Here is a 10,045-nt window from a genome sequence, read left to right on the forward strand (position 1 = left end):
TGCATCGGGGAATACCTCTGCTCAAGGTAAGTCTTTGTCGCAGAAGCATTTTCCTTGATTCGGAGCCCCGATGCACTTCAACTGTGTGAGATATCCGGGCTAGTCCTACGTCGTCGGCGTGTGCGAAAAGGCGCATTTGCGGACTGTGCTGACCAGACAAGGCCAAAGCCCTGCGATGGCAAAGAGATCAGCGAAAAGGTGAGGGTCGAAGAGATCACGCCACACGACGAGACTGCCCGCTGCCGAGAGTTGGTAGGCATTTTAGCGCAGCCTAATGGAACAAGTTCCCGCTTCTGAAGTTTCGATTTGGACCTTGGCTCGACAAGCAGGAGGGGCTTTCTCACAGCATCGCTTCGCAGTGCAGGGCGCTAGCCAAAGGCCGGGCGCGGGACGCTTCGGCAGCGTAGGACAGCGGCCAGCGCAAACGCCGTGCTGCTGACGGGATGAAGCGCTGGATAGAGTTCTTTTTTAGTAATGTGGGGTGTTCAGATGTTAGCCTCCGACCTAGCGAATTTTATCGAGCAGGATCATCTGGCTCTGGATGCCTTCGTAAAGGGCGATCCTGAGCCCTTGAAAGGCCTTTACTCGCGAGAGGACGACGTCATTATTGCCAATCCCTTTGGCCCGCCGGCGAAGGGGTGGAGAAAGGCCGCTGAGACCATGGAACGGGCCGCCACCAATTACCGGCACGGCAGGGCCATCGGCTTTGAGCGCATCTCGGAGTATGCGACGGCCGACTTGGGATACATCATCGAGGTCGAGCGGTTCCAATCCAAGGTCGGTGGGGGCGACAAACTGGTGCCGATTGCGCTTCGAGTCACCACCATATTCCGGCGGGAGGAAGGCGCGTGGAGGATCGTCCTTCGTCATGCCGATCCGATTACCTCGGTACGCCCACCGACATCTATTGTCCGGGAATAGAAGGACCGCAGAGCCAGCGCTTGCACTTTGCCCGAGTGAGTTATCCACAGGCACCGTCGAGGACAGGCAATCGCTTAACGACAAGCGCGCCTTCCCGACCTAACATTCCGGTGGGCTTAATTGCCCTCCATAACAACTCAACCCGTTGCCACTCCTTCGTGGATAGGCAGCGGGTTTTTTGCATTTCGATCGGGCCTAGCAAGCGTGATGGAACATATGGGCAAACGTCGCCATCAGACAATGAGCACAACCGCCGAATACCAGGCCGGCGTCGGATAGCGGCCTGCCAGGCAGCCTGGCTGACCATCGCGTCGGGAGACCGGCATATTTGTTTCACTCGATCCGGAAATTGTCTTCCGCTGCCTTCACCATTTATAGGTGCGCCTTGTGCCAGCCGCGAGAATAGCCCTTCGAGATTGCTGCCCGCGACAAGGCTAGTCCCCCGTTCAAGGTCGATGTTCCTGGCAAGGGCATTCAACGATGCAACCACCGCGTTGCTGTCGGCTGCAGCTATCGCCTGCTGAGCAGCCTTTCCAATTCGGACATAGCTTCGCCGGCCGGCGCGTTCTGGCGCGACCGCGCGGGCGATCTCAAGCGCGCCATTGGGAGTGTTCGGCCGGCCCGGCGGTTTGCCAAGTGGAGTAGACTGCGCCGCATTGTCTCCGTCCAGCCATCAGTTTGCCAATCCTGGAAGCTGTCGGCAGATGTTGCGCTCGAACGGCCGACATGGAGACTTTCCCGCTCGACCGGTTTTGCAAGATCGGCGTTGATAACTGCCTGTCGCGAGGCCGCGTCATGACGCGTTGTTTGCTCTCTGGCGGCGACGTTGGGCGGAGATGAAGTCCGCAGCTACGAGGCGGCCCCCCGGGATATAAACAAAGTGGCCTCGTACCCGATGGTGACCTTGGCCTCAAATCCCAGCTTGGCTAGAGTTCGTAGCATGCTGAACGCCATTCACCACGTCGCGCTCATCTGCACAAACTACGACCGGTCGCGACGGTTCTATGTCGAACTCCTCGGCCTTGATCTGATCCGGGAGGTCTATCGGGCGGAGCGGCGGTCATGGAAGGCCGACCTGCGGATCGGGTCCGCCCAGTTGGAATTGTTCTCCTTCCCGGCCCCGGTGATGCGGCCGTCCTATCCGGAGGCGACAGGCCTGCGACATCTGGCATTCACCGTGGTGAATCTCGAACCCGTAATTGCGCGCCTGGAAGCCGCCGGCGTTGCCGTTGAGCCAATCCGGACTGACCCATATACGGATCAGCGTTTCACCTTTTTCAGCGATCCAGATGGATTGCCGCTGGAACTCTACGAGGCCCAATAAGGAACCGTTGGCCCCCTTTCGCGACTACCGCCTTTTCAGAACGGCAGGTTTCAGGAACGACACTTGGCTCCTCAACGATCATCGGCCAATCTGGGCCAAGCTCAATCGGGTCCAGCCACCACCGCATGGTGTTGCTGCACGGTGGTCCGCCCCAAGGCGCGCTGATCGCCTCCAATGGGCCGACAATCGCAACACGACGCGGTCCGGTTTCGTTCACATTACGGGAACAAACATCGCACGTGGGGAGTTGGGGCGGTCTGTTAGTATTGAGACCTTCATAATCTTGGGAGGGGATATGTCACGTGCCTTCAACCTTGGCTTGCCGGCGCTGCTTGGCGTCGCGGCGGTCACCCTTACCGCTGCTTCCGATCCGCTGCCGCCAGATCTGACCTACCGTCCACTGCCGAGTCTGCCCTTTTCGGCGGTGAAGGAAAATGACGAAGCCCAAAAGCCCGCCGTGATGGAGCGGCAGCGCAACCTGCTCGAGGATCGTTACGATCTCGCGGATCGGCCGATGTCGGGGGTCATGATGTCGGGGGGTCGAAAAGTGGTGCAGGACGGAGTCAGGGTCAAACTGCCGCCAGGCGAGACCTGGGACAGCCTGGCTGCCGAGACTCCCCAGGAAATCCGCGACCGCGGTCTGCTGCCGAAAGGTTTCCTGCCGCTGCCTCACGTCAAGCAAGCGACGGGAGGCCAGGTTTTCCCGGATAACCAGATCAGGGAAATCAGCGCCGATGAAGGACGCGACCTTCGGCGCTTCGATGTCGATTTCGACCTGCCCAATCATCTTACGTCGGAGTTTCCGCCTCCTATTTTCCTTACCACTCATCCCGAACTGGGGGACGTCTCGCGCGGTGATCTGCTGACGATCCGGAACTTCTACGAATACATGAACGGCATCATCACACCCGTGCAAATGGAAGGACTACGGCTGTTGTTGACGCCCTTCCCGCAAGAGGAATTCAATCAGACCGAGGACCGGAAGGTGGCGATGCAAAGCACGGGCGTGGCGTGCCTCGACTGCCATTCGAATTTCCATACCAACGCGGCCTTTCACCTGACGCCTGACGTCCGGCCACAAGCCGAGCGGTTTCGGCTCGACACGACCAGCCTGCGTGGCCTGTTCAACCAGCAGATCCACGGCTCCAAACGCTCGCTGCGCTCGGTGGAGGATTTCACGGAATTCGAGCAGCGCACCGCCTACTTCAACGGCGATCACGTGAGCGCCACCCGCAAGGGGGTAAACCTGCCGGATCGCACGAACCAGGTAGCGATGATGGCGCAGATGCAGAACATCATCGACTTTCCGCCTGCGCCCAAGCTGGACCCGTTCGGGCGGCTTGATCCGGCCGTCGCCAGTGAACAGGAGCTCAAGGGAGAGCAGGTCTTCATGGGCAAGGGCCGCTGCGCCGAGTGTCATGTCCCGGGGTTGTCGTTCATGGATAACAACATGCACGATCTCAAGCTCGAACGCTTCTACAAGGTCGGTCAGACCTTCAATGACCAGATTGCCATACCGGACGGCCCGATTAAGACCTTCACGCTGCGCGGGATCAAGGATTCTCCGCCCTATTTGCATGATGGCCGCCTGATGACACTTGCCGACACGGTCGAGTTCTTCAACCTAGTGCTCGGGACCAAGCTCGACCAGCAGGAAAAGGAGTCACTCGTGGCTTATCTGCTCACCCTCTGAATTGGCCGAAAAGACCCGCCGCCGGAAAGGCTCACTTTCGGCTCGGGATGGAGGACATCATGCGTGCTGTCGCAGTCGCGTTCACTCTGGCTCTCTCGCCCTGTTGCGCGCTGGCCCAGATCGGCAATCCGGCCGGCCTTGCTCCGGATACGCGGATGAAGAAGCCGGGAGTTCCCGCGCCAAACCAGACGAATTATCAAGATCGGCTCTTCGCCCGGCTGGTTACCGCCGGCGGCATGGCCGAGCTGGAGCTCGGTCGGCTCGCTGCCGGGAGGACGAACCATGATGGCGTCAGGCAATTCGCAAACCGTATGGTAGACGATCACAGCAAGGCGAACGAACAGCTAAGGTCCATGGCCGACAAGAGCAAGATTCCGCTTCCCGACGAGCTCGACCCCGATCATCAGAAAATCCGCGCTGATCTCGAAAAACAGGACGGCGCCGCGTTCGATCTTGCTTATCTGGCTGCGCAGGTCCTGGACCATCAGAAAACAGCGCAACTTTTGGCTTGGGAGATTGGCTCCGGCGAAAATCCAGAGCTCCAGCACTTCGCCTCAGACAACCTTCCAAAGGTGCTCGAGCACCTCGACATGGCGCGCACGCTGCATGCGGAACTGGCGGGACAAGCCTTGCTCGCAGCGGAAGCGCAAAAGAGCAAATAAACTGCCGGCCAGCTCCGGCAGGGGCGGCACGTCTGGTGACCACAAGTGTGCTGACGAGGCGACGGGCACTCGGCCGCGCCGGCGCCCACACCGCGAAATGCTCGTCGATGGAGGCGCTGGTAGGCGACGCACGGTGCCGCGTGAGACGCCGAGCTGAGCGGCATGTCATGCCGGGAAGGAAGCTTTGCTCCCAGGTCTAGCCGCTCCGTCTTGATGGCGTCCCGGACCGCCCGGTAGATCTGCGTCGCCGGCGGCGTCCTTGCGGCGCGGTTCGAGATGGATGGGCACAGCGGCCATGGCGCAATGGAACCATTATTCCCGCCAATCTTGGCCCTGTTTCATGACCAGTGCCGAACATATGTACCGGCCCTCGCCACCTGACAGATGACCGAGGAGACAATTCCGATGAAAGCAATCGTAGTAGCGGATCAGACTGCGGGAACGGCCGGGATGAAGCTGGCCGAGCGACCCGAGCCACAGGCAGCGATAAACGACGTCGTTGTTCAGGTTCATGCGTCGGGATTCGTCCCGACTGAGCTGACATGGCCCTCGACCTGGACTGATCGCCTCGATCATGATCGAACACCGTCGATTCCTGGGCACGAGCTGGCCGGAGTGGTTACCGACCTCGGCTACGGCACGTCGGGACTGTCTGTGGGCCAGCGGGTGTTCGGTCTCGCCGATTGGTATCGCGACGGCACCCTGGCGGAGTATGTGGCCGTCGAGGCACGCAACCTCGCACCGCTGCCGGGCGACGTCGACTTCACGGTAGGCGCGAGCCTGCCAATCTCGGGCCTGACTGCGTGGCAGGGATTGTTTCAGCACGGCCGCCTTCAGCCGGGTCAGAGCGTCCTTGCTCACGGCGCGGCCGGCGCAGTCGGGTCGATGGTGACGCAACTCGCACGAGAGGCCGGCGCCTACATCATTGGCACCGGACGCTCTGCCGACCGTCAGAAGGCACTCGACTTCGGCGCAAATGAATTCCTAGACCTCGAGAACGACGCCCTCGAAGCCGTCGGCGGCGTCGATCTGGTGTTCGACGTCATTGGCGGCGACATCGGGAAGCGGTCCGCGGGCCTGGTTCGAGCCGGAGGAACGCTGGTGTCCATTGTCGGGTCCGTCGAGGCGCGGCCCTCCGACGGGCTGGCGATTGACTTCGTTGTCGAGTGCCATCGTGCCCAACTGAGTGAGATCGTCCAGCGGGTGCGGGACGGGCGGCTACGGACAAACATCGGCAACGTCTCGACCTTCGATGAGGCCGTCGCCGCCTTCAACCCGACCGAGCGACGCACGGGGAAGACGATCATCCGCGTCCGTTCGCAAGGGCCTGGGGACGGCGAGCGATTCTGCCCCATTAGATTCTGAACAGGCTTCCCATCCCCGCAACGTTGGACGGCGGGCAGGCTTCTTCTTCTGGTAGAGAACGGCGTCATTCTGGCACGTGACCAATTGATGGACCGCCCAGCAGCGACCGCACCCGCCTCAATCGAATCGTTGGTTGTTCTGCCGCCAACGGCGCCATCACCCACCGCCTCAGTCGCTTTCGTGTTATCGCACCTTGCGCTCGAATGCATCTTCCGCGACTTTGTCGGTACCCGCTATCCACGACCAAGATGGCATGGCAATTCAGCGGGTCGTGGTGGCCGGCAGCGGACGGGCCGGTCGGTTGAGGTTGGCCACTTGCGCCGTCTCGCGCCCGACCAAGGCATGCGCATCGTCCGAAGTTCGGGTGCGATAGAATTCGATCACGATCTTCATCCTCATCCGTGCCCGTGTCGCAACGTCAGTTCTTGCTCTTGCCGCGCCGGGGATTGATATCGGCGGCAAGTCTGGTCTGGGCGCCGAATACGCCTTCAGGCTTGGGCGGGACCTTCTCCTGCTTCGGCTTCCTGATCTCCCGGCTAGAGCGTTTCTGTCCCTTTGACATGTTCGAAGGTCCTTTCGAAGAGCGTTATGCTGTCACCGGGCGAAGTGTCGACTGGTTCGAGACTGTCCTGCGTCGCCACCCGTTCATGAAGTTCGACGTCGCTGCGGATGCGGTACTGCGGCGAATTTCCACTCGGCGGGAGCGTTGCTGTGACGCGGTAGATTTCCGCAGCCTTTGGGAACGTGCCGATGCCGCTCTTCAGCCGGACAGCCTGTCCGACGGCGAAGAGATGCGTTGCGGCTTCGCGGCGGACTGGGCCCGCGTTGCGTTGCATCAGGGTTATGGTTCTCATGATTGTCTCTCGTCCAGCTCAAGCGAGGCTTGAAGCAATGCCGGTTCGATAGGCACCATCTGCTACGTCGCACCGCTCGCGGTGATCGCCGGCAGGTGAATGGAGGTGGCCGCGCGGCGCCATGCGATCTGGGAAGTCCCTTCGAGGGCCTCCTCGTCATGATCGACCCGATGCTCTCCGGGCGGTTGCTGTGTATCAAAGCCGGGCAGCGAAAACGCCGACCTGAAGCGAACGACTGTATTTGTGGTGCGGCTGGTCATGAATTGCGGCTTTCCGGAAACGGGGCGCCTGCGCCGGGACGATGCCCGACGCTGCCGGTACATCCGTAGTCAGCGCCGGTTTCTTCCAGTGTCCGAACGGAACGAAATGTGCGCCGGACCGGCGCATGCACTCGTTTTCGAGAATTCGGTGCGAATGGCGGGGTCCCAGACACAAAGCCAACTCGACCAAAATCAACGAGCTTTACCTATGGCCTCAATTGAGCTCCAAAAAAGGTCGCCGCCCCCCTTTTTATTGATCTTGGAAATAATTAACCCGCATCCACGAAATTGAAGCCGGCAGAAAGTTTTCCTGGCATTCAAATGAATTTCTGCGCGTCTCGAATTATATCATTCGAATTCTTGGTTATTGGCGAGAAATAATTCTGCACTCCTATCTATCGAGTGCCAACGCGCCTATATCAGGAGTAGCGGCCGCCTATGCCGGCCAGAAACAAGTTCCCATGAAATTCCGGCCGGCAGTGTTTGTCATTCTGCAGGCCTGAACCGATCGACACACATTGGTGCCGGCGAAAATGAATAGGACGCGAGTATGGCAAACCGCTACGCGCTTCGCATGGACCGCCCGGACAGCTGGACCGTTTTCGACGTTTTCACCGGCCAGCCCGCCGAGTCCAACAATAGGGTCACGGTCGGCATCAATGCCGGCGAAGCGAACGAGATGGTAGGCCGGCTGAACGATCAAGACGCCAAGCGGCGGGAACAGGCCGGCCGCTGAGCTGACGCGCCGCCGGGCAAATTCGCCCGAACGATTCGCTAAGCAGCTGTCGGGGGCGTACAGTCCGTCGTCGCCGGCCACAGAACTTGGGCACCGGCGCTCGAGAGTGTCCATCGTACCCCCGCCCTCGATGGGAGCTGCATCATGGACAATGATCACTCGGCCGATACGATTTCGACTTTGACTGCAATATCCTGCGCGACGCCTTCAGAACATCAGTCTTTGAAATGCAGAAATGCAGCTCTCCGATGATCAGTGGCAGGCATACGCCGCGCTTTTGATCCGTGACTATACCGGAAACTCCGATTTTGATCCGGCGTTGCCGGCCTGGATCGTGCGACCGTGACTTTACCGCCGAGCGTGGTGCCGGAACCGCTCTCCCTTTCATTTTTTCCTAAAAGGACAACACGCATGAGGAATATGAAAACCCCAGACGCGCCGGCCATAGCGGTCAAGCCGATCGTCGAAGCGGCAAAAATCCTGTCGAAGCGGCTGACGATCAGAAGCGACGAAGCAACAAAACGGAGGTCCGCCGACACCGACGGCACGGTGCGGCGGGCGCGTCAAATTGCGGAAAGCAACCGCCTGATTTGATGCTCCTATGTCCCCTTTGGACAAATCCGGACATCATGCAGCCCAAGCTAATCGTTTGCCGTCAGGAGGTGGCAAAGCTGTTTTCTACGGGCGACATAAGGCGCATTGCCGATCGCGGCCCCGCCAGTCGAGCGGAGCCGCTTGTGGTCAGATCTCCGTCGCCTCGGCTAATTCGAGCGCATCTTCTACATCCACACCAGGGTACCGCACTGTGTCTCGATCTTGTGTGGCCGAGCAGGATCTGAACCGAACTGAGATTGCCCGTCGCCTTGTAGGTGATCGAAGCTTTGGTGCGGCGAGGCGAGTGAGTGCCATACTCTTCTCGGTGCGGACCGATCGCCGACACCCAGTCATCCACCAGTCGCAAACATGGACGAACTCCCAACTGCTGCCGCGCGAGCTGGCATTGCCGATGCGCTTGCCGGTAATGCGATGACCGATGCGCTCGAAACGACCGAGCTTCTTGATGTCGATATGGGATCATCTGGCCAGGCTTCTCGCGCTCGTAACATCGGATCGGTTCGGCCGGTTCAATATCCTTGAGCCGCGGCAGCCCGGCGCGCTTGAGAACCCGGCTGACGGTGGCGGGCGAGACGCCGACCTCATGGGCGATGTGCTTGCCGGTCCAACGCTGCCGCCGCAGCACCACGATACGCTCGGCGATCGACGTGGCGGTGGCCTGTGGCATACGGGCAGGTCGCGAGGAACGATCGATCATGCCTTTGCTGCCCTCGGACTTGTAGCGCTCGACCCAGCGCGCCACGATCTTGGCCGACACGCCGTAGACGCGCGCCGCATCGGCTTGGGAATGACGCCCCTCAATGACAGCGCCATCTCCTCTCGACGCAGCGGCGTGAGACGGGCATTCTTGTGGATGTTCATTCGGACCCTCCAGTGAGTGCTGCAGCTTGGTAACTCCAGTCTCCTCGGTCCGGTCCGAATGGATTTGAAAGCTCACAGCTAGCCGACAATCCTGCGCTCGGCCGCCATCCTACTGCCGTTAGGCGCGACGAAGACCGCCGTGGCCCCCGTGCCGAACGTCGACAGCGATTGGACGAGGTTTTCCCCGACCTGCAATTCCTGGTGACCACGTTGGGACAAGATCGCCGCGATCATTTCTACATCGTGCCGATCCTTATTTTCGACGGAGCTATCCGCGACGTTCGGGCCGCTATCAGCAACGACCTGCCTGGGGAACTGTTGTGCATACTGGCGCCCTATATCGGCATCGACGGCAGGGTTGATCTGAAAGTTTGGAACGAGGGACAGGGCGACATCTGTCACTAATGAAGCCTATCAGGTTCCGCTCGATCGAGACTTCGTTGCGGGAGTTTCCGAAATCTATTGATGAAGCTCTAACTAGGCCAGTGCCGCTCAATGTCAGTTCGAAGCGCGTCTCTTTGGTCCCGTTAACCAGCGCGTATCCGCATCTGAGAAACTTCAGCCATCGAAGGCGAAGCAGACTTGGAGGCGTGTGGTGGGCGCCTGGTCGATCAATCACAGATTACGCGGTTCCAACCGTTGTATGCATCTCACTAGGGGCTGTTGAGAATCATCGAGAGTTGATGACGGCAGCGCATGCGTAGATCATCGCGGAGAAGTTGCGATCAGTTTTCTCGCTGCGCATTGCGATGCC

General features: G+C 60.0%; 11 protein-coding genes and 2 pseudogenes. 8 read left to right on the top strand and 5 right to left on the bottom strand.

Annotated features, from left to right (window positions below):
- The first annotated feature begins 489 nt into the window (after window positions 1–489).
- The 5 genes from NKI49_RS32610 to NKI49_RS32630 all read left to right on the top strand — a co-directional run bounded on the left by NKI49_RS32610 (window position 490) and on the right by NKI49_RS32630 (window position 5,965).
- Window positions 490–921, top strand: a complete 432-nt coding sequence (locus NKI49_RS32610) for a YybH family protein (protein ID WP_352608199.1) — start codon at window positions 490–492, stop codon at window positions 919–921.
- Between the two features lie 940 nt (window positions 922–1,861).
- Window positions 1,862–2,245 carry an SMU1112c/YaeR family gloxylase I-like metalloprotein gene (gloA2, locus tag NKI49_RS32615; RefSeq protein WP_352608201.1) on the top strand — a complete coding sequence of 128 codons (384 nt, stop codon included), beginning with the start codon at window positions 1,862–1,864 and terminating at the stop codon, window positions 2,243–2,245.
- A 295-nt stretch (window positions 2,246–2,540) separates the two neighbouring features.
- Window positions 2,541–3,938, top strand: a complete 1,398-nt coding sequence (locus tag NKI49_RS32620) for a cytochrome B6 (RefSeq protein ID WP_352608203.1) — start codon at window positions 2,541–2,543, stop codon at window positions 3,936–3,938.
- Between the two features lie 59 nt (window positions 3,939–3,997).
- Window positions 3,998–4,600: a DUF4142 domain-containing protein gene (locus NKI49_RS32625; RefSeq protein WP_352608205.1), complete on the top strand. Its 603-nt coding sequence runs from the start codon at window positions 3,998–4,000 to the stop codon at window positions 4,598–4,600.
- Window positions 4,601–5,005: 405 nt separating this feature from the next.
- On the top strand, window positions 5,006–5,965 hold the full coding sequence (locus NKI49_RS32630; RefSeq protein WP_352608207.1) for an NADP-dependent oxidoreductase: 960 nt from the start codon (window positions 5,006–5,008) through the stop codon (window positions 5,963–5,965).
- A 261-nt stretch (window positions 5,966–6,226) separates the two neighbouring features.
- Here NKI49_RS32630 and NKI49_RS32635 read toward each other — a convergent pair whose 3' ends face one another.
- The 3 genes from NKI49_RS32635 to NKI49_RS32645 form a co-directional block, all read right to left on the bottom strand.
- Window positions 6,227–6,349, bottom strand: a complete 123-nt coding sequence (locus NKI49_RS32635) for a hypothetical protein (protein WP_352608209.1) — start codon at window positions 6,347–6,349, stop codon at window positions 6,227–6,229.
- A gap of 152 nt (window positions 6,350–6,501) precedes the next feature.
- Complete coding sequence (locus tag NKI49_RS32640; RefSeq protein ID WP_352608211.1) at window positions 6,502–6,819, bottom strand: hypothetical protein; 318 nt, start codon at window positions 6,817–6,819, stop codon at window positions 6,502–6,504.
- A 62-nt stretch (window positions 6,820–6,881) separates the two neighbouring features.
- Entirely contained in the window at window positions 6,882–7,079 is a 198-nt protein-coding gene (locus NKI49_RS32645) for a hypothetical protein (protein WP_502899643.1), read from the bottom strand.
- A gap of 550 nt (window positions 7,080–7,629) precedes the next feature.
- Between NKI49_RS32645 and NKI49_RS32650 the strand changes: the two genes are divergently transcribed.
- A complete protein-coding gene (locus tag NKI49_RS32650; protein WP_352608213.1) occupies window positions 7,630–7,815 on the top strand; it encodes a hypothetical protein in 186 nt (61 codons plus the stop codon).
- Window positions 7,816–8,157: 342 nt separating this feature from the next.
- The gene (locus NKI49_RS32655) at window positions 8,158–8,409 is read left to right on the top strand and encodes a hypothetical protein (protein WP_352608215.1); all 252 of its coding nucleotides are present in this window, start codon (window positions 8,158–8,160) and stop codon (window positions 8,407–8,409) included.
- Window positions 8,410–8,556: 147 nt separating this feature from the next.
- On the opposite strand, the pseudogene NKI49_RS32660 reads toward NKI49_RS32655, so the two are convergent.
- Window positions 8,557–8,779, bottom strand: a pseudogene (locus NKI49_RS32660) (site-specific integrase); the annotation flags it as partial.
- A pseudogene (locus tag NKI49_RS32665) lies at window positions 8,773–9,291 on the bottom strand (helix-turn-helix domain-containing protein); the annotation flags it as partial. The pseudogenes NKI49_RS32660 and NKI49_RS32665, both read right to left, overlap by 7 nt.
- 168 nt (window positions 9,292–9,459) lie before the next feature.
- Between NKI49_RS32665 and NKI49_RS32670 the strand changes: the two are divergent.
- Complete coding sequence (locus tag NKI49_RS32670; RefSeq protein WP_352608217.1) at window positions 9,460–9,696, top strand: hypothetical protein; 237 nt, start codon at window positions 9,460–9,462, stop codon at window positions 9,694–9,696.
- Window positions 9,697–10,045: the final 349 nt, after the last annotated feature.

It is taken from the genome of Mesorhizobium sp. M0587, from assembly GCF_040320945.1.
Lineage (GTDB): Bacteria > Pseudomonadota > Alphaproteobacteria > Rhizobiales > Rhizobiaceae > Mesorhizobium.

Bases quoted from the DNA above. Each gene is read 5' to 3' on its own strand.
- NKI49_RS32650 (WP_352608213.1), top strand. From the start codon at position 7,630: ATGGCAAACCGCTACGCGCTTCGCATGGACCGCCCGGACAGCTGGACC.
- NKI49_RS32610 (WP_352608199.1), top strand. From the start codon at position 490: ATGTTAGCCTCCGACCTAGCGAATTTTATCGAGCAGGATCATCTGGCT.
- NKI49_RS32640 (WP_352608211.1), bottom strand. From the start codon at position 6,819: ATGAGAACCATAACCCTGATGCAACGCAACGCGGGCCCAGTCCGCCGC.
- NKI49_RS32630 (WP_352608207.1), top strand. From the start codon at position 5,006: ATGAAAGCAATCGTAGTAGCGGATCAGACTGCGGGAACGGCCGGGATG.
- gloA2 (WP_352608201.1), top strand. From the start codon at position 1,862: ATGCTGAACGCCATTCACCACGTCGCGCTCATCTGCACAAACTACGAC.
- NKI49_RS32645 (WP_502899643.1), bottom strand. From the start codon at position 7,079: ATGACCAGCCGCACCACAAATACAGTCGTTCGCTTCAGGTCGGCGTTT.
- NKI49_RS32620 (WP_352608203.1), top strand. From the start codon at position 2,541: ATGTCACGTGCCTTCAACCTTGGCTTGCCGGCGCTGCTTGGCGTCGCG.
- NKI49_RS32625 (WP_352608205.1), top strand. From the start codon at position 3,998: ATGCGTGCTGTCGCAGTCGCGTTCACTCTGGCTCTCTCGCCCTGTTGC.